The following is a 21,196-nucleotide window of genomic DNA, read 5'->3' on the forward strand; positions in this document are numbered from 1 at the left end:
ATAAATAATTACTTATTTAATTTTTGTTTTAGTGCTCTTACTCCATGCGGAATATACTGTCTTGCCATCAGATGTCGTTTTGTAGCTACGGATACGGATATAATAAGTCCTTCCACTGGTCATCGGTTTCGGTACACCGCTTCTTCTCTTAGAATCTCTAATTGTGAAGGTTCTTGTTGTACCTTTTCTGAAATCACTCTTCTGACTGATCATAATCTGATATCCTGTTGCTCCTGTGCTTCCCTTCCAAGTTACTGTAGCCTGTTTCTTGGCTGTACTCTTGGCAGTTAAACCTGTCGGAGCTTTTGGCAGAATGCTGAATGTTGCAGAACCTGCATATTTAGCATATTTGCCTTTACCTTTTACAATTACGGAACCGATTCCCGGATTCTTGTTGTTCTTGAAGCTTACTGTATAGTAGCTGGAGCTGAGTTTAGTCTTTCCATAGTATACAGACTTCACAGCAGGTTTCCGTGTCTTTCCGTTGTAGGTAACTTTAGTCGGGGAAATCTTAACTGTAAGTTTCTTGGTAAACTTGGTGTATGTATTCTTGATGGCAATTGTGCCCTTGGAACTGATGCTGCCAATTGTTACCTTGTAACCAGTCGGTGTCTTAACGAGTTTTGCAGAGTAGGCAATCTTCTTGCCTGCTGAATTCTTGTTAAGTCCTGATACAGTTGCTTTCCACTTGTTTGCACTGTTCAGTACTACTTTCTTGCTGGTTGCTTTACCATTTGCATAGATCTGAACGGTTAAGCTGGAAGGACGGGTGAGAAGGGCATTGTCCAGGTCACTCCATGTGTTCTGTACGACTACAGATGTCTTGTAAACACTGTGTGTAAATGCTGCAACATAGCCGTCTGCAACGCTTCCAGTCACTTTCTTAGTATAACCGGATACATCGGAAATTGCAACCGCATATTTGATTTCTTTTCCGTTTGCGTACTTCGGAAGATTATTCCATGTCTTGAAAGAATCAATCTTCAGGTTGATGTTATCTCCCTCTTCTTTATCATCTTTCATAAGCTGTACGCTGATGGTTGCCGGACGGATTCCATCCTGGTTGTTTGCGTCATTCCATGCACTCTTGATGGATACATTTACTGTCTCCGGTACATGTTTGTAAGTAACTACAACTCCATTATCATCCAGGACATTACCTGTTGTTGTAATGGTGTAATCTTTGTTTTCGGTTGTCTTAACGGTATAGTTGATTCTCTTTCCGTCTTTCTTGACATCAACCTTTTTGAAGGAAGCTTTCCAGCTGTTCTTCTCATCTAAGGTTACTTTGTTTCCTGTTGCCTGTCCTTCTGCATAAAGCTCTGCTTCTACAGAATCAAGACGTTTGCCATCCTGGTTGTTTGCATCATCCCATTTTACGCTTACCGGGATCTGAACTGTTCCCGGGATGTAAGTATTGATCACATTAAATGTGTTGCCATCAGCTTCTGTTCTTGTCTCATATTCAGAATCAAGATCTGTTACTGCGACCTCATATTTAACTGTTACGCCAACTTTGCCTGCTTTGTATTTCGGAAGATCCTTCCATACTTTTGCAAAGCTGTTGTTGCTGCTCAGAGTAATCTCATCGCCAACAGCCTCACCGTCTGCTTTCAGCTGGACACTGTAAGCTTTCGGACGCTGATTATCCTGATTGTTCTTGTCATTCCATGTTGTGTTTACGGAAACGCTTACCACTTCCGGTTTGTGAGTGTATGTCAGAACAAGTCCTGCTGCTCCGCTTCCGGTGCATGTGTAAGTATATCCATCTGCTTTGGTTCCTACCAGAGTGTACTTGATTTCCTGGCCGTCTTTCTTCAGTTCCATTTTACCGAAGGAAGCTGTCCAGTTGTTATCTGCAGTAAGTCTTACTTTCTTACTGTTGGATACATCTCCTGCATAGATCTCTGCCTCTACAGCCTCCGGACGAATTCCATCCTGGTTCTCTGCATCATCCCATACAACAGATGCTTTTACTTCTGCTTCTTCAGGTACATGAGTTGCTGTAACTGTAAATCCGGTTGCTGCATCTCCGGTAATCTCTACTGTATACTCAGATCTGATTCCAGGTGCCTCAACGGTATAAACAACTTTCTTACCAGCTTTGTACTCAGCAAGTCCGCTCCATGTCTTGGTCCAGTTGCTGTTTGCATTAACAACAATTGCATCGCCAACATTCTCGCCATCTGCTTTCAGCTGTAAGGTTACAGTATTCGGACGGATTCCATCCTGGTTCTCACCATCTGCCCATTTTACAGTTGCTGTTACATCGACTGCTTTTACCTTGTGTGTATATTTCAGAACAAGGCCGTCTGCTCCGCTTCCCTCTGTTGTCAGATCATATCCTTCAACTTTGGTTGCCTGAAGTGTGTAGTTGATTGGTTTACCGTTTTTGTTTACTGCAAGTTTCTCAAAGGTTGCCTTCCAGTCAGTATCTGCTGTAAGGCGTACCTTTTTGTTTGTAGATACGTTGTCTGCATAAAGTTCAGCCTCTACAGCCTCCGGACGGATTCCATCCTGGTTGTCCTGGTCATCCCAGTTTGCAGATACAGCGATATCAACACCCTTTGGTGTGTAGCTGTTTGTGATTGTGAAGCCTGTTGCTGCGTCTCCGGCTGTTGCCTGAGTGTACTCGGAACGAAGACCGGTCTGCTCTACTGTGTAAGTAACCTTCTTACCAGCTTTGTTAACCGGAAGGTTATCCCATGTCTTGGTCCACTTGTCGTTTGTTCCATCAACTGTGATTCTGGATCCAACTGCCTCACCGTCTGCTTTCAGCTGAAGTGTTACAGAATCCGGACGGATTCCATCCTGGTTCTCTGCATCATCCCATGTGATGGTTGCGGTTACTGCTGTAACGGCTGCCTTATGGGTAAATGTAAGAGTAAGTCCGTCTGTTGCGCTTGTATAATCTTCTACTTCTTTTGCAGCTTTCAGAGAATAGTTCACTGCCTCGCCGACTTTACCTGCTGCGTATACAGGCATGTCTTTGATGGTTGCTGTCCAGTTCTCTTCTGCTGTAAGAGTTACTGTCTTGTCTGTTGCTGTGTCACCTGCGTAAAGAACTGCGTCAACAGATGCCGGACGAACACCATCCTGGTTCTCTGCGTCATCCCATTTTGCGGATACTGTGAGATCTTTTACTGCCGGTGTGTGGGAGTTCTTAACTGTGATAGCTCCTGTTTCTTCATCAGTTACTACTGCAGATGCGTATCCGTCCGGAAGTCCGGATTCTTCTACAGTGTACACAATTGCCTGACCAACTGCACCAGCTTTATTTACCGGAAGGTTTGACCAGGTCTTTGTCCAGTTACCATTGCTGTCTGCTTTTACAGTGATGGCATCTCCAACTGCTTCGCCGTCAGCTTTGAGCTGTAAGGTTACTTCCTTCGGACGGATTCCATCCTGGTTGTCTGCATCATCCCATGTTACGTTTGCGGTGATACCTGTTTTTTCGATTTCGTGTTTGTAAGTAACAACAAATTCATCATCAGAAGAGCTTCTTGTTACTTCTGCTGTATAGTTGTTTGCTGTCAGTGTGTCATCTTCAACAGCTGTTACGAGATAGGAAATATGCTGTCCGTCTTCATCCTCGGATGCCAGATTCTTCCATGTATATTTCCACTCATTCTCTGCGTTGAGTTCTACCGGATCACCAACTTTTTCTCCATCTGTTGTTGTCAGCTGAAGTGTTGTTTTTTCCGGACGTTTGTTATCACGGTTGTTGTCATCATCCCATGTAGTTGTTACATTAAGTGTTCTACTTGGAACTACGGTAACCTGTACCGGGTCGGATGTAACATTATTCCATTTTGCAACTACACCGACGTTACCTTTTTTAACACCTGTAACTACACCTTTATCTACAGTTGCAATGCCAGTATTGTAGCTCTCCCATGTGATTTCCGGATTCTCAACATACTGAGTTCCATCCCATGCTTTCGCTTCAATTGTATTTGTATCGCCCTGTACTACTCTCAGCTTATCTGCCGGAGTAAGAACCAGTCTTGCGTCAGATGTTACTTCTACCTCACAGGTAGCTGTAGGATCAAACGGATAACATTTGATTGTGATCGTAGTCTTTCCAGGAGAAACAGCTGTAAGATGCAGCATTCTTCCATCTTCCGGATCTGCTTTTGCTGTAACGATATTTGTATCGCCTTCAACCATCTCAAGTTTTGAAAGCTTCGGATTACTCTTATCTGCCCAGAACTTTCGTTCCAGTTCTGTTCCATCTTCCTTAATAAAGGTACCCAGGATTGTTGCTGTACCGGATTCTCCCATCTTCATAGATAAGGAGTTTTTGTTCAGATACAGTCCTGCTTCACCATTAACCTTAATGGCGATACTCTGCCATACACCATAAAGCTGTCCAGTTTCCATCGGTACATAATATTTATGGCTCAAATAAATATATCCACTGTATGGAGTCTTTCCTGTAACGCTTACTTTTTCTCCTGCCTGCTTTACAATATCAATATTATAAATACCGTTACCATAAAACTGGGCATTCAGACTTCCATGACCGTTTTCAAAATAACCGATCTTCCAGGTATCTGTAATATCTTCACCGGCATTGTTGGTTTTGGTTTCACCCTTAGTTCCGGTAATTTCTACAGCTTCACCTTTTACAACAACTTTCTGGTTTTCGGTTACATTTACTTTAATATCTTTTACTTTTGTTCCGTTGTAGCTTACTGTAACAGTTGTGCTCGCTGTTGTCTGACCTTCTGGAAGATCCTTCGCAGTGATAACACCAACAGAATCTACTGTTGCAACAGCTTCGTCAGCTGACTTCCAGGTTACATCTGAAGACTCATTATATCCCTCTCCGGTGGATCCCTTAGAATATTCGCCCATATTCAGGAGCTGCCATACGATTTCCTGTGTACTTCCCTGTGCCAGAGTTACTTCATTCTGTCTGTCAGATAAATACAGACCATCGTATACAACGTTTACTGTTGCACTCTGTTTATAGGTCTTGCCATTGGCAGCTGTCCAGGATGCTCTTACTGTTGTTGTACCTTCACTGACACCTGTAATCTTACCGCCATTTACAGTTGCAATCTTGTCATCGTCAACTGACCATGTGATTTCAGGATTTCTTACAGTAGAATCGTTGGATTTTGCAGTCGCTTTGATCGTAGCAGTTCCGTTTTTCTTAATGTTATATTCTGCAGCATCAAAAGCAAGGCTTCCTGATCCTTTAACAATGACCTTGACTGTATCCTCAGAGCTTCCATATGATGCTGTTATGGTAGCTTCTCCAGCTGCTCTCGCTGTTACCTTGCCATCGGAATCTACAACTGCAACCGTTGGCTTGTCGGTACTCCAGGAGACTCCCGCTGTATCAACTGCCTCACCGGTTTCACCATGACCATCAATTACTTTGAAATCAATTGCTTTTGATTGCTTCTTGTCTTCTTCATCCAGAGATAATTCAATAGTTTTTGTTGTTCCGTCACTTCCGACCGGCTCTGTAATATAGAAACCTTTAACAAAAACACGGAAACTCATAGTCAGCGGATCACCGACCGGATTTCCCTCTCCATCTTTTGGCTGATAAGTACCTGTAATAACAGCTCCGCCAACCTTGTCACTTCTTAACTGAATCTGAATATCTGAATTAGTATTATATACTCTTACGACAGATGGATCACTAGATTCCCAGGTAATATCTTTAACTTTAATCTTCTGTCCGTCTTTTACGCCATAAGCATATACGTAAATAGAAGAGTTCGGCATAACCCTCTTAAATACTACATTGCCATCGATCATTTCTACATCCGTGTCAGCTCCGACATCACCTCTGAGATAAATGCCGTCTGCCGGAGATACCATCGGCTGGTATAAGGACTCTGTATCTGACTCAATTCTGAATATAGAAGTATAATCACCCGGTTTCTTATTTTTCTTGTTTTCTGGATTAGTCAGATCATTGGCCATCTCATCGAAGTCTATGATATAACGATGGAGGATAGTTCCCTCTGAACGCCATTTGACATACTTCAGAGAAGCTTTCTGGAATCCTGCACCTGTAACTTTAGCGTTTCCATTCTCATCCCTGGCGAAATCCGCCTCCGGCACATATCCATTGGAACTGGAACCTCCTACGTTACCTACCGGCCAGAACTTTGTCAAATCATACTCTCTCTTACCGCTATAATACTTACCACTTGGAGAGCTGATAGAAGCTTCCATTTCAAACTCATCACCAGCATTTACAATTTTACGTTCAGGCTTTACATTAACCTTAAAAGTATTAGTAACCGTACCTGTTTTGTATTTTGTATCCTCCCAGGTTGCTCTAATTGTTACCGGTTCTGTAGTTTCCTTTAAAGCGGTAAGCTTCACCTTACAACCATTTGTACCATCCTTGGTTACCTGTACTGTGTCAGGATCACTACTTGTCCAGTTAACATAAGAGCCATACTTACTACTGGCTGAGGTGGCTCCATTATCCCAGTCTATTGATCTTACATCCCACGGATTAGCAACATATGTTGAGTCTGTATAGGCAACTCTGTGCCAGATAGCATATCTCTGGTCTTTCAGATTCATTGTAATCTCACTGTTATTTGCAGGATAGCATCCGAGCAGATATCGAATGCTGCGCTTAGTATCGGTCTGCTGATAAACGCGAGTATAACTGTACTGTTGACCATCAGCAATATCAATATAACCTGATTCATGATTTGCATTGTCTGCGTCATCCTGTGCATCTGTACCATCAGAAAATGCCGCAACTGCGCTGCCGTCATCAAATGCGTCCTGCTCAGCAACTGCACTGTCATCTGTGGTCTGTTCCGGAGCTGTTAACTCCTCGCTGTCTGTCTCCTGTGAAATATCTTCCACATCAGCATCCTGCTGTACGTCTGGGGCAGCAATTTCATCTTCCTCTGACGTAACATCGTCTGATGATTCTGTTGTTTCAACAGCATCTGTGTCAAAATCAACTGCTTCCGCATCAGACTGTGTATCTGCCTGAGTTTCCTGCGCTGCCGCCGGCTCGCTTGAAAAATCATCCGCAGATACAACGAAGCATCCCTGTGCAAGCATTGCAGCTGTCAATAACCATGCAAGAGTACGCTTCAGACCTGAGTGTAATTTTGTACTCATTTTTCTCTCCTTCTTTCTTTTTTTGTTTTACAGCTTCATCTGGTTTTTACTGTTTTTACAGTACCAGGTTTTCAGCAATCGTGATTCTTTTTCTTCAGCTCTTTGGACAACTCAATACGATTTGTCTTAAAGTGGAAGAAAGGTCTCTCATCAATTGCCAGTATTTCAACTGGAAACATGTATGGTTCCAGACAAGACTGTACGTCTTTAATGATATCATCAACTTTGTATCCGTCCTCCAGAACAACATAGAGGTATGGAACAAAGTATCCGTCATGATCTTCATCCTCGATCAGTACGAAAAATTCATCTTTAATTCCTTTGATCTTGGCATCTGCAAGGCGGTTCTCCATAGGAAGTACTGCAAGCTCACCACCACCGTAACGGAATGCGGCACCACGGTTCAGTACGTAGAAAACGCCATCCTCATCTACATAACCAATATCTCCGGTATGAAGCCAGATCTTGCCGTCCGCATGTCTCTGGAGTGTTTTTGCTGTGGCACTTCTTCTGTCATAACCAAGCATATTTCCAGGACCTACAGTACAGATCTCGCCCATCTCGTTATATCCAAGTTCTTCCTGTGTTCCAGGTTTGAAAACGCCCATGTCGTTCAGCGGCATCGGGATTCCCACATTTCCGTTATGAACAGATTTCGGAGCCATCTGGAAGGTCAGGTTGGAACCACCTTCGCTGCTTCCGTATCCTACTGTAAAACGTACATTACAGTTATGTTTATGAAGAAATTCCTGTACACGGTCAAGCTGGTTGTTGTTTACTGCCTCACATCCGGCTCCTGCTGCCAGAAGATGGGACATGTCGTAATCCTCCGGAACACGGCCATTACGCATAACCGCTTCAATAAACATCGGAATCATCGGCCAGCCGTTTGGTTTGTAACGCATCATCTCGAGGTCTACATCCTCCGGATCAACAAACGGATCCATAATCAGAAGTTTATTTGAGGATAATGGAAGCAGTACCATGGAAACAACAACGGCTACCAGTGCAGGTGGCAGACAGGTTACCATCCAGGTTGGACGGACATCATCGGATCCACCATAGAAATTCATCTGGCATACAGTACCGAGCATACTATTCGCACAGTGAATAACCTGTTTGGATGGGCCTGTGGAACCACTTGTGTAAGCACGGAACAGCGGTCTGTTGAGATCTTTTTCCGCTTCTACTTTTCCTACGTAATAATTACCGATGGAGAGGAATTCATCCCAGGTCATGGTATTCTCTCCGGATGCCGTTACCCGCGGATAATTTTCATCCAGAGATTCTTTTATGTAATCCGGAAGTGTACTCTCATCTCCATAGTACATCGGATTCAGAAGAATTACTTTCTTTACGCCTGCTCCCTCACAATAAGTTCTCAGTTCCTTCGGTGCAAGGAAATCGTGTGCAAAAATTGCTTTTGCATCGGCTTTGCTGACTGCCTCAACGTTTTCCAGAAGTGTGTTATCTCTGCATAACAGAGAAGCACCGATTTTTTCTGCTGCCAGTAAAAGGAATACAAAGTTTGGAACCAATCTGAAAAATACAGGAATCTGATCTCCCTCGCCAAATCCCATCGCCCTCAATGATCTCGCACATTTTTCGGATTCCTCGAAAACAGTTTTCCAGGTGATATCTTCTCCATAATAATGGATTGCCACCACATCTGGTCCAGGACAATGCTGTTCCAGGTATTCCCATAAGGTACACTCTGGTTTCTGAATCATTTTGAGCATCATTTCCGGATAATACTGCATCCAACGACGATCTTCGCTTGGTTTTCCTGTAGGTGCTTTTTCACAATTCATTTTTTCATCTCCTTCTTAAGTTCAATACTTTTGGATAATACAAAAACAGCCCCGGTCAGAAATCTGTTATCACTGCGGCTGTTATTACAGAGTTTATTATAGATTTTGCATGAATCTGACTGTTTCATGGCAAATCTCCTCCGTATTGTATATTCTGTTATATTTTACCATAACCAATTTTATCTGTAAACCCATCTGAAGCAGGTCTTTTCTGCTATTCCTGTCTCTTTTTCTGTCACCTTTGGATTCCTCTGACAAGTATCAGTAAAAGAGGCTGCCATACCGTCAGAACAGTACAGCAACCTCTTTTTAAAAGGACTTTATCATATAAAAATGTCAATCCGTTAATCAGATTTCTGATTAGTACAGTTTAGCCATCTCTTCGATGTTGCTTGTATCGAATTTCAGAGGTGCGCCAAGTACAACTTCTGTACCGCCGTCATCAGCGTCTGTGATTGTGTAGTCACCAAGGTCGCCAGCTGTGAACTTGTCATCTTTGGCACCTGTGATGTCACCGTTGATCAGAGCGATTGTTGTGTAAGCGCTGAGTTTTCCAAGGCCCTGCATATCCCACAGATAGAAGTATGGGCAGGAATGATCTGCATCATCACCTGTGTACTCCTGCATCTCAGACGGAAGTCCAAGACCTGTCAGTTTGCACTCAGATCCGTTATCCTGAAGGTATTTAGCAGCTGCTGCGATACCAACAGTTGTCGGTGCACAGATAACTTTCAGATCTTTGTAGTTCTGAAGAAGAGCTGCTGTCTGGTCTGTAGATTTCTGTGGCTCATCATCACCATATACAACGTCTACAAGCTCAAGTTTGCTGTATTTGTCGTCGCCTTCCATGATGGTCTTCATTGCGTCGATCCATGCATTCTGGTTAGCGGACTGAGATGTAGCGGAAAGGATAGCGAACTGTCCCTCACCACCGGAAATATCAAGAACTGCATCCATAAGTGCCTGAGCAACTTCTTTTGTACCAGCCTGGTTTACGAAAATCTCACGGCTGTCTTTGTTCGGTGCGGAGTCGAAGGAAGATACTTTGATTCCTGCATCCATAGCTTCCTCAAGTTTAGCCTGAAGAGCGTTAACATCGTTTGCGGAAATACAGATTGCATCGAAATCCTGGGAAATCAGGTTATCAAGAACCTTGATCTGTGCATCAGCAGTAGCTGTCTCAGGATAAACAGTCTCTACTGTGCCACCTTCAGCCTCTACTGTTGATTTGAAAGCTTCTGCTGCGATCTCGAAGAATGCGTTGCCGGCTGCTTTACCAACCAGAGCGATCTTCTTGCCTTTTGCGGAATCGCCAGCTGCTGCTTCTGTCTTAGTATCGTCTTTTTTGTCATCTGCTGCAAGAACCGGACTAACTGTACCAAGAACCATTGCTCCACAAAGGATTGCGCTAATTACCTTTTTTTTCATTTTTGTTCCTCCCTATAAAAATATAATTTTTTTTATATGCTGCTGCCTCCGCTACACCGATGGAGACAGCTAACAATCATATGGGGTGTAAAGCGGATATTCGCAATCCGCTTCGCTACTTGCTCATGAACGCAGTCGTTTCGCGACCTGCGTTCAAAAAGTGATATTTAGTTTTTCTTCATTGCGACTGCTTTTTTTACATCGCCGATGATGTTCGGAAGAGCTACTGCTGCTACCAGAAGTACACCGATGATGAGAAGGATTACCTGTGCATTTACGTTTCTCTGTCCAAGGCCAACTCGTAAGCATACGATGATGAATGCGGAAATGATACCGCCGGCCAGGTTACCTTTACCACCTGTGGAGGAGATGCCTCCGAATACTGCCATTGCGATAGCATCCATCTCGAATCCGTTACCGGTTGTTGTGTTGGCACCATAAGAAGATGATACCAGGAACAGTGCACAAAGTCCAGACATGAGTCCCATAACTGTGTAGATAATGAAACGAATCTTCTCTACATGAACTCCTGCATAATAAGCTGCCACACGGTTTGTTCCGATTGCGTAGGTACGACGTCCGAATGTGCTCTTTCCAAGGAAGATTGCAAAGAGAACACCAAGGATCAGCACCAGGAAAAGAATGTACGGAACCTGTCCGACTTTTCCACCGATGGCACGGAAACCATCTGTATTTGTAACTGCAATACTTCCGCCGGAACCAAGTGTTACCTCTGCAATACCACGGAAGATAATCTGTGTTGCCAGTGTTACGATCATTGGAGGAAGCTCTTTGAAACGGGTAAGGATGAATCCGTTAACCGCACCACAGAGACCGCCAACAACCAGTGCTGTAATTGCTACTACGATGAATGGAGCGTTTGTGTTGCAGACCATGCAGCTTAATGTTGCGGAGAGACACACGATCGCACCAACGGAAATATCAATCTCGCCTAATACCAGGATGTACGCCATCGGGAACATCATGAATACCTCTGCAAGGTAAACCGGCATCTGACGAAGAACACTCTTCAGGTTATAAAATTCAGAAAATGATGCACAGAAAATATTTACCAGGATAAAGAGAATGACCAGGATGCCTTCCCAACTGAATATGATGTGTTTCATCGGATTTTCCGGCACATTGTTAATACTTCTTCCAGATTTTCCAGCCATGATTTACATCTCCCTTCCCTTTAATGCGTTTTTGTCTGCGATTCTCTGCAGGACAACATTGATCACAACTACTACCAGGATAATGACACCCTTGATCATGTTCTGCCACAGGGAACTGATACCTACAAGTGGAAGAGCTTTTGCGATGGTTGCAAGGATGATGGAACCAAGGAATGCACCAACTACGGTTCCACGTCCGCCGCTCATGCTTACACCACCGATAACGCAGGCTGCGATGACATCCATCTCACCGCCGTACTGCATATCCGGCATTGCAGAAGCATAAACAGATACCTGAAGTGCTCCGCCAAGACCTGCGAGGAATCCCATGATCACATATACAAGAAGGTTGATATTCTTTGCATTGATACCGGAAACCTGTGCTGCACTTGCATTACTTCCTACTGCGTAGATTCTTCGTCCTGTTCTTGTCCATTTCATAAAGAAGAAGAATACTACATAGCATACGATGATTACCCAGATAACCTTGTTGATTCCAAGGAAATTGGTTGTTGCAAAATTCTTAAACTCACCAAGAGCTGCGGCACTTGCCCACTCACCACCGTGAGAAACAAGATAACCCATTGCTCTGTAGATGTACATAAAGCCCATGGTTGCAATGATCGGCGGAACGTTTGCTCTTGAAATTACAAGACCTACAACAAGTCCGCAGGCAATACCGATTGCCATTGCAATGATGAAAGCAAGTAATGTACTTGTGATATGTCCGTATTTCAGGAGCATACCGATGGACATACCGGAAAGTGCCAGAGTTGACATGATGGAAATATCGATTCCGCCTACCAGCATGACACATAACATACCAAGTGACATTACCATTGTTACTGCATTATTTTTCAGCATCTCCATGAGTGACTTCGGCGTAAGGAATGACGGGCTGATCGCTGTGACAACTGCAAACAGCACGATTACGATAATTGCCAGCAGAGCCTCTCGGGAGCCTGTAATCTTCTTGATGACAGATTTCTTTTCCATTATTTAGTCCCCTTTCCAGTGCTCTTTTCCATGGACAGCTCAAGGATTCCTTCCTGTGTTGCCTCATCTCTGCTCAGTTCACCAGTCTTGCGGCCGTTACACATAACTACGATACGGTCCGCCATACCCAGGATCTCCGGCATCTCGGAAGAGATCAGGATGATAGCATATCCTTTTTTAGCAAGATCTCCCATGATCGCATAGATCTCAGCTTTTGCACCAACATCAACACCCTTGGTCGGCTCATCCATGATAACAACTTTCATTTCCTGAGCAAGTGCCTTGGCAACTACAACTTTCTGCTGGTTACCACCGGACAGAGAGCTTGCCGGCTGGAAGATATCAACCGCCTTGGTATCAACTTCCTCAAGAAGTTTCTTGGAAAGTTCTCTTTCTGCCTTCTCATCGTTGAATCCGGATTTTGCATATTTGCTGATGATCGGAAGTGTTACGTTTCTTCCAAGTCCCCAGCTCATAATCAGGCCTTCCTTCTGTCTGTCCTCAGGAAGAAGGATGACACCTTTTTCCATTGCCTCGGAAGGAGTCTTGATGTAAACTTCTTTTCCCTCAAGGAAAACTTTTCCTTCATCCGGACGAGTGATTCCGCAGACAGCTTCCACAACCTCTGTACGTCCTGCACCAACCAGACCGGTAAGACCTACGATCTCGCCTGCACGTACATTAAAGGAAACATCCTTGAAAAATCCTGTTCTGGAAAAATGTTCGATGCGGAGCATCTCATCTCCCAGCTCAACTTCCGGTTTCGGGAACAGATCATTGATCTCACGGCCTACCATAGCTTTGATCAGATCTGCGTTTGTGATTCCGTCTACATCATAAGTTCCAATGTACTGGGAATCACGGAATACGGTAACTCTGGAAGCCAGACGGTACATATCCTCAAAACGGTGAGAAATAAAGATAATGGAAACTCCATTTGCTTTCAGCTTGTCAACCAGTGTGTAAAGCTTCTCGGACTCGTTTCTGGTAAGTGCTGCTGTTGGCTCATCCAGAATGATGATCTTCGCATTTGTGGAAAGTGCCTTGGCAATCTCTACCATCTGCTGCTGTGCAACAGAAAGGGTACCCATCTCAGCGGTTGCATCGAAATCTGCATCCAGCTCTTTGAGGTATTTGTTCGCCTCCTGATTCATTTCTTTCCACTGGATCATATGATGTTTGATGATCTCATGACCCATAAAAATATTTTCTGCAACTGTAAGGTGCGGATATGATGTCGGATGCTGATATACGGCTGCGATACCTGCTTCCTGGGCATCCTTCGGACCTTTGAAGTCAACCTTCTGTCCGTTTAAGAACATCTCACCTTCTTCTGCTTTATGTACTCCGGTAATAACCTTGATAAACGTAGATTTACCAGCACCGTTCTCACCCATCAGCGCATGAACTTCGCCAGGTTTGAGCTGGAACTGTACATTATTCAGAGCTTTGACACCGGGGAATATCTTCGTAATACCTTTTAATTCAAGAACATATTCTGACACGGCTCTTTCTCCTCCCTTTCCTTTGATATGATTTTATTTTATCATCCCACCTGTTGGCTGATAATGGGAATATTTTTGGATAAGGGTAAAATATTCTTCTTTTCTATGTAAAATATTACCCATAAACCAATACCGCATTCTCGTATTTCTATATATTTTATGCTATAATGATAGCGCTGACGTTTCTGTTTTCTGTGAATATAAACAGAACCGTAAATGTCTGATTTACAAGGCTATGAACTATATCCAATTGGAGAACTATCTATGAAATTACTGATCGTTGATGACGAAGAACTTACACGTACCGGACTTATCTCATCTATCGACTGGGATTCTCTGGGGATCACCGAAATCCTTCAGGCTGACGATGGTGTGAACGGGCTGGAAATGGCCAGACTTCATAAACCCGAGATCATTCTCTGTGATGTGCGGATGCCACGAATGACCGGCATCGCCATGCTGGAACGACTGGAAAAGATTCTGCCGGACTGTGTACCTATCTTCATGAGTGGCTACTCAGATAAAGAATACCTGAAAGCCGCCATTAAATTAAAAGCTGTTAATTATATCGAAAAGCCCCTTCATCCCGAAGAAGTACGGGATGCAGTGCTGGAGGCCCAGTCTCTTTACAGGCAGAAGCTTCGTTCCCACCGTGGAGAAGCCCTGCACTCTCAGGAAACAGCCACCCGGCTTGCACAGAAACTGACCCTTCCGCCCTCCGACAACAGTGAGATCGCAGATCTCTGTCTGGAACTCGGACAGCCGGAGCTTCTTGATCCCGACATGAATTTTACTTCCATAATCGTGAAACTCAATAGTGGAGTAGAATCATCCGGTATTTTTCTGGAAGATATCCTGAATGATATTTCCTGTTTTCTGGAACATTATCACCTGAAATGTCTCTTTGTGGAAAAAAGAGTACAGTATCTGGTCCACCATATATATGGAAGCAATGCGCCTTCCCCGACTACACTTTCCGCCGTAGGAAGCTATATTTCCAGGCAATATGACTGCTGTGGAAAACATCTGATCGCTGCCGGCAATACGGTAACTGATATTTCCAGAGTTTATCAGTCCTACGCTTCCGCCGTGATCCTTTTACAGAATTGCTTTTTCTTTCCGGAAAAAACATTTCTTACAGAAAACACCATAAAACAGCTTTCCCCAAAAGGACCGGTTCCGGATTCCCTGCAGTCTCCGGAAAATACTTTTTCCAAATACCTCCTTGCCGGAGAGGAAACACACTGTGTTCAGTTTCTTGAGGAACTTTTCCGGTATTACAGCTGTAATCACACATTTATGCCCAACCAGATCCGTGATCTTTATTATCAGCTGTTTAATGCGCTTTCCTCTTCCCGAAAAAAAAATCAGGTAGAATCCGGGCTTCACGAAAAACAGGATCTGATCATGGACACCCTGAACAATGCTTTTACCTACGAAGAGCTTCATGAATCTCTGAAAGAAAAAACCGCTCAGTATTTTGAAGATGCAAGGAATTCCCAGCCGGAAAATTCCACCATCTTTATGATCAAGGATTACATCAGCCGGAATTACATGAATGATACCCTTTCCGTAAAGGATATCAGCAGCCATGTATATCTTTCCGCTTCCTACGTATGCACCTTTTTCAAAAGTGAAACTGGCCAGACTCTCAATCAGTATCTGACGGAATACCGCATGGAAAAAGCCAAACAGCTGCTTTCTGATCCCAGATACAAAATTTCTGAGATTTCTTCCAAAGTAGGTTATACAGACGGCAATTACTTTGGTAAAAGCTTCAAAAAATACTCCGGTTTCTCCCCGTCCGAATACCGGGAGAAAATGTCATGAGGGACTTCTGGCGCCGTTTCAAAAACGGCTATCTTAACTTAAGCCTTCAGACCAAATTCACCATTGCGCTGATCAGTATTGTGGTGCTTCCCGCATTTCTTACCGTATTTCTTTTTTACGGAAGACTGTACAATATGGTCGTGTCCAATACCATCCGGCAGGAACAGGATGCCTCCGCAAAGACTGCGCCTCTCATCGAGCGGACCATGGATACGATTCTGGCTACTACACGGAATATCACCGGCCAGAATTTTTTTCAGGAACTTTTTTACATGCCGGTCAGCGATTCATCTGAAAAACTTGCCACATCCAATCATGCCATTGATTTCAAAAATGCCGTTCAGCGTCTGACCACGGATTCCATTGTTACCGATGTGCGGATCTATGTGGATTTCCCGGATGATCTGAAATCGCTGAACGCCTATCCCAATACAGAAGATCTCCTGGCACCTTTAAGTCAGGCAAAGGGTACTTACTGGTATGGTATCTTCCAGGGAAACCGGGAGCCGCAGGAAATGTTCTGCCCTTCCTTCTATCTCGGTTCTCAGGAAAAACAGAATTACGGAGATATGGCATATATCTGTCCCCTGAGCCTTTACTACCACAGTACCGCCTACAAAGCTTATCTGGCTGTTTACTTTTCCGATGATAAGCTGAACAATATTTTATCCGACAATCTTTCTCTGGAGGGAAGCGTGTCCTATATTGTAAATGAACGTGATGCCATCGTTGCAACTTCTGATCAATCACTGTCCGGAATCTACCGGCTGGATTACGACACCATCAAAGATTCCTTCATGTCATCCAACAACTTTATTGAGCGAAACATTCTGGACACTAAGGTTTATGCCGGCTTTTACAGTATTTCCAATACAGACTGGTTTATGGTTACAATTCTTCCTGCCCCGCCGCTGATCCACGAAAGCAATCATCTGATGCTTCAGATTGCACTGCTCTACGCAGGTTTTCTTGTTCTGGCCCTTATTTTTGCCAATATACTGGCACACTCCATCACCGGAAGACTTTCTTCTGTGATCCGGCAGATGCAGACCGTACGCCACGGACCACCAACTCCCATGGAAAGCCCGGAAGCCCACGATGAGATCGGTGATCTGATTGATACCTACAATTATATGACCCGAAAAATGGATGAACTGATGAAAAAGCAGGCAAAATCTGCAGAAGATCTCCGGATTGCGGAGTTTAATTCCCTCCAGGCACAGATCAATCCCCATTTTCTTTATAATACCATGGATATGATCAACTGGATGGCACTGCAGGGACAGACGGAAGAAATCAGCCATGCGGTACAGAGTCTTTCCCGTTTTTACAAACTGACGTTAAGCCGGAAAAAAGGAATCTCTACCATTGCAAGGGAACTGGAACATGTGACGATTTATGTACAGCTCCAGAATATGCGCTATCATGACAGCATCGAACTGATCACGGATATTCCGGATGAGCTGTCGGAATATCAGATTCCGAAACTGACTCTTCAGCCGGTTGTGGAAAATTCCATTCTCCACGGAATCCTGGAAAAAGAGTCAAAATCCGGAACCATTGTCATTACCGGATGGATGGAAAACAAAGACATCGTTCTTCTGATTTCCGATGACGGTGTGGGGATTTCCCCTGAAATCCTTTCAACAATTCTCTCCGGAAGTGGAAACAGCCAGTCCGGCGGTACCAACATTGCCGTTTACAATACACACCGGCGCCTTCAGATCCTTTATGGAAAGGATTATGGGCTTATCTATTCCAGCAATCCCGGCGAAGGGACAGAAGTGGAGATCCGTTTTCCAGCACACAGAGAAGAGTAATTTACAGGAGGTATCCTACTTATGAATACACAACCAACAGTACTTCTATATAATTTCAATGATCCGGACCGTCTCCGGATCATCCGCCGCTATCTGAACCGTCAGAAAGTAAACGTGCGGATCGTCACCCCACCGGAGTTTCTGCATCCTCTGGGTTATCTCTTTGAACTTCCGGGATTTCAGCCCTCCACACAGTTTAATCTGGGCAAAAATTTCAGTGATGAGATGATGGTGCTGAACAATTTTTCCAGTGAGCAGATGGATGCGTTCCTGGCTTTTTTCCGGGAAGAAGCGATTCCTTCGGTTTCGTTAAAAGCCATGCTCACCCCTGTGACCCAGCACTGGTCTTCCATTCAGCTCCATGACGAACTTACAAAAGAGCATAAAATGATGCATAAGAAATAAGAAATTTTCCATCAAAAAAGGAAAGGAGACCGCATTTGCAGTCTCCTTTTTTTGAATATGTTTTAGGTTGGTTATAAGAAAGAATTTATCGTTTTTTATGGTACTGATAATTATCTTGTTACGATATCTACCGGTACGTTGAAGATTTTTGCAACTTTCAGGATTGTATCGATGTGTCTTCCTGTAGCAGCTGCCATATGATGTGTCGGGCCAGCCTCGCTCCAGCGGTTAACGAACTCTCTTGCTCCGCATGTGAAGCGTGTTCTCATGTTTGTATCACCGAAGGAAAGGATCGGTCCCTCCTCGTTTACGCCCTCAGCTACAACGAATTTGAAGTTTCCGTCTTTATCCTGAGTGATCGCAAGGTAGGTTACAGGGCCTGTGTATGGATAAAACTGTGTCAGGTATCCGCCGCCTGTTTTGCCGTGGAATACCGGCACGATTTTCATGGTTGGTTTCTTGTCGGAGATGTCAGCATCTCCACTTCCGGAATGTCCGATAATACAGATATCATCGTTGAAGTCGATGGAGTACATCTCAGAAAGCTGACCTGTACCGGAAATTGTCTTTAAGATACTCATTGCCATGGCAACCTTCATGTCACCCTCTACCGCACATGCAGTACCCTGTTTGATCAGCATGGAGAATGCCGGGATCAGCATACTGTCAAGGACACCCGCTTTACCCTGTGCAAATCCGTCGTAATGGGAAGCGATCATTCCAAGATGCTCGTCTTTTACCCATTTCTCAAAAGCAACAACGTATTTAGCCATATCCCATACTTTCTCGATCGTGCCGCCGCCCTCAATATCGAATGTATCAAGGATATCCTGTGCCTTTACACGGATTGCTTCCTCGTCTGTGATATCATCAGCGATCGCCCACATCTTCTCCCAGTCAAACTGTTTTGTGTAGAGGAACATTCTGTTATAGAGGTTTGTCTCATCAATATACAGATCCATCATACCCGGGTATGGTCTTCCGATCTGTGCAATGTTAGTTTCACGGAATCTTCTTCTTACCTGAGCAGCCTTGCACCAGTCTTCGATCTCAGCCTGAACTGCCGGATCTCCGCCTTCTACAACGCCTGTGATAACCGCATGTCTCTTGCCTGCTCTCTCAAGGTCAGCAACTGCCTCGCCTACAGCACCGCATGCATAGCCTTCACCCAGCCAGGAGGCAATGTCAGTGTGCTCATAATCCAGCGCTTTCAATTTCTGAACGTTCACAAGAACGACCGGAACATCAAGATCACGGATTGCAGGAAGCATGTTGTAGGATGTTGCATAGGTCAGCATCTGAAGAAATACAAGATCAACATCTGCTGCACGGAATTTATCTCCTGCCACCATTGCCTGCTCTTTTGTTGTCACCATTCCGCCGTCAACGATCTCTACTGTATCCGGGATCGTTTTCTTGAACGCGTCGTACTGTGCCTCAAATTCCGGCACCAGTGACGGGAACTGCGGAAGATATGCGCCTAAAGCAATTGAAAATACACCAACTTTTGCCTTTGTGTTAACTAACATAATAAAACCTCCAATTATTTTTATTTATGCTTTGTATATTTTGATACCGAAGGACTCATGGATGGTTGTACGAGCCTCCTCGATCGTTTTAAACTCCTCGGCTTTCAGCATCTGTGCTGTGATATTACCGATTGCAGTAGCCTCACCAGGGCCTGCATGGATTTCTTTCTTTGTAGCTTTTGCAGTCAGCTCATTTAAGTATCCTGCATTGGAACCACCGCCTACGATATGGATGCGGCTGTAGGTTCTTCCTGTCATCTCCTCAAGTTCTTTGGCTATCTTTGCATAGCACTCTGCAAGACTTGTGTAGATAACGGTTGCGATCTCACCAAGAGTTTCCGGAACCTTCTGTCCTGTTCTGCGGCAGTAGTCCTGAACCTCTTTTGTCATATTCTCAGGAGAAAGGAAGCACTCATCGTTTGCATCTACTCTTGACGGGAAATCTTTTGCTTCCTCAGCCATCTCACAGATCTGAGCAAAGCTGTATGCGTCATCAAATTCATGACGTACAGACTGGATCATCCAGAGACCCATGATGTTCTTCAGGTAACGGAAACGTCCTGCGTATCCACCCTCGTTTGTGAAGTTCATCTCACAGCTCTTCTCTGAGCAGTCTGCCTCTACTCTCTCGATTCCCATCAGAGACCATGTTCCGGAGCTGATGTAGATGAAATCGTCGTCATTTGCAGGAACAGCAAGTACTGCAGATCCTGTATCGTGGGTAGCCGGTGCTACAACCTCAAGATCAAAGCCAACTGCTTCTTTTACTGCGTCTGTTAAATGTCCGATGCTTGTACCAGGCATGATCAGCTTCTGGAAGATCTTTTTCGGATATCCCAGCATGTCGATCAGCTCATAATCCCAGTCTTTTGTTGTCGGGCATACAAGCTGTCCTGTTGTTGCCTCTGTATATTCGCAGGTCTTCTCTCCTGTAAGAAGGAAATGGAAGTAATCCGGTACATGGAGAAGTGTCTCCGCCTGCTCCAGATACTCCGGATGTTTCTTCTTAACTGCCATCAGCTGATATACAGTGTTGAAGATTGCTTTCTGGATACCGGTTCTTGCATACAGATCTTTCAGGGAAATTGTCTTGTAAACTTCCTCGTCCATTCCCTCTGTACGATGATCACGGTAGCCTACTGTATTGCCAAGAACCTTGTCGTTCTTGTCAAGAAGCACAAAGTCAACACCCCAGGTATCAACCCCCATGCTTACCGGGATCTTGCCGATCTCTTTACATTTCTTAAGACCGTTTACGATCTCGTTGAAAAGGCGGTCAAACTCCCAGCAGAGTTCTCCGTCTTTCTTAACCATACCGTTCTCAAAACGATAGATTTCTTCCAGGATCATTTTTCCGTTTTCCATATGTCCCAGAATGTGACGTCCACTGGATGCTCCGATATCTACTGCTAAATAATATGTTGCCATTTTTAAATCCTCCTCAATATGTAAGCTTCTGATCACTTTCATATCTGATGTTGTATTTATCATACATCAGGATCCTTCCGGTGATAAGAACCTCTTTTGTCAAAAAAAGTGTCTTTATTTGCAAATAATACAGCGATTATTTATGAACTA

General features: G+C 44.2%; 12 protein-coding genes. 3 read left to right on the forward strand and 9 right to left on the reverse strand.

Annotation, left to right across the window (positions count from 1 at the left end; all coding sequences use genetic code 11):
- Positions 1-12: 12 nt before the first annotated feature.
- The 7 genes from KQI39_RS09715 to KQI39_RS09740 form a co-directional block, all read right to left on the reverse strand.
- Entirely contained in the window at positions 13-7,119 is a 7,107-nt protein-coding gene (locus KQI39_RS09715) for a Cna B-type domain-containing protein (protein ID WP_216418090.1), read from the reverse strand.
- A gap of 71 nt (positions 7,120-7,190) precedes the next feature.
- A complete protein-coding gene (locus KQI39_RS09720) occupies positions 7,191-8,930 on the reverse strand; it encodes a class I adenylate-forming enzyme family protein (RefSeq protein ID WP_173761840.1) in 1,740 nt (579 codons plus the stop codon).
- Positions 8,927-9,058: a hypothetical protein gene (locus KQI39_RS17570; protein WP_256442549.1), complete on the reverse strand. Its 132-nt coding sequence runs from the start codon at positions 9,056-9,058 to the stop codon at positions 8,927-8,929. The genes KQI39_RS09720 and KQI39_RS17570 overlap by 4 nt, the downstream gene beginning before the upstream one ends.
- Positions 9,059-9,290: 232 nt before the next feature.
- Positions 9,291-10,358, reverse strand: coding sequence for a substrate-binding domain-containing protein (locus KQI39_RS09725; protein ID WP_216418092.1), 1,068 nt, complete (start codon positions 10,356-10,358; stop codon positions 9,291-9,293).
- Between the two features lie 167 nt (positions 10,359-10,525).
- Positions 10,526-11,533: an ABC transporter permease gene (locus KQI39_RS09730; protein ID WP_216418094.1), complete on the reverse strand. Its 1,008-nt coding sequence runs from the start codon at positions 11,531-11,533 to the stop codon at positions 10,526-10,528.
- A 3-nt stretch (positions 11,534-11,536) separates the two neighbouring features.
- Entirely contained in the window at positions 11,537-12,529 is a 993-nt protein-coding gene (locus tag KQI39_RS09735) for an ABC transporter permease (RefSeq protein ID WP_174095557.1), read from the reverse strand.
- Positions 12,529-14,034 carry a sugar ABC transporter ATP-binding protein gene (locus KQI39_RS09740; RefSeq protein WP_148444938.1) on the reverse strand — a complete coding sequence of 502 codons (1,506 nt, stop codon included), beginning with the start codon at positions 14,032-14,034 and terminating at the stop codon, positions 12,529-12,531. The genes KQI39_RS09735 and KQI39_RS09740 overlap by 1 nt, the downstream gene beginning before the upstream one ends.
- Before the next feature lie 264 nt (positions 14,035-14,298).
- Between KQI39_RS09740 and KQI39_RS09745 the strand changes: the two genes are divergently transcribed.
- The 3 genes from KQI39_RS09745 to KQI39_RS09755 are packed head-to-tail and all read left to right on the forward strand — an operon-like array spanning position 14,299 to position 18,089.
- Positions 14,299-15,864, forward strand: a complete 1,566-nt coding sequence (locus KQI39_RS09745; protein WP_118061941.1) for a response regulator transcription factor — start codon at positions 14,299-14,301, stop codon at positions 15,862-15,864.
- On the forward strand, positions 15,861-17,684 hold the full coding sequence (locus KQI39_RS09750; protein WP_216418096.1) for a sensor histidine kinase: 1,824 nt from the start codon (positions 15,861-15,863) through the stop codon (positions 17,682-17,684). The genes KQI39_RS09745 and KQI39_RS09750 overlap by 4 nt, the downstream gene beginning before the upstream one ends.
- A gap of 21 nt (positions 17,685-17,705) precedes the next feature.
- Positions 17,706-18,089 (forward strand): DUF3783 domain-containing protein, encoded by a 384-nt coding sequence (locus tag KQI39_RS09755; RefSeq protein WP_148444941.1) that lies wholly within the window; start codon positions 17,706-17,708, stop codon positions 18,087-18,089.
- 110 nt (positions 18,090-18,199) lie between these two features.
- On the opposite strand, the gene KQI39_RS09760 is transcribed toward KQI39_RS09755, so the two are convergent.
- Both KQI39_RS09760 and rhaB read right to left on the reverse strand, forming a co-directional pair.
- On the reverse strand, positions 18,200-19,618 hold the full coding sequence (locus tag KQI39_RS09760; protein ID WP_216418098.1) for an arabinose isomerase: 1,419 nt from the start codon (positions 19,616-19,618) through the stop codon (positions 18,200-18,202).
- Positions 19,619-19,642: 24 nt separating this feature from the next.
- Positions 19,643-21,046: a rhamnulokinase gene (gene rhaB, locus KQI39_RS09765; RefSeq protein ID WP_216418100.1), complete on the reverse strand. Its 1,404-nt coding sequence runs from the start codon at positions 21,044-21,046 to the stop codon at positions 19,643-19,645.
- Between the last annotated feature and the right edge of the window lie 150 nt (positions 21,047-21,196).

This window comes from Blautia sp. MSJ-36 (genome assembly GCF_018917985.1).
Classification (GTDB): domain Bacteria; phylum Bacillota; class Clostridia; order Lachnospirales; family Lachnospiraceae; genus Blautia_A.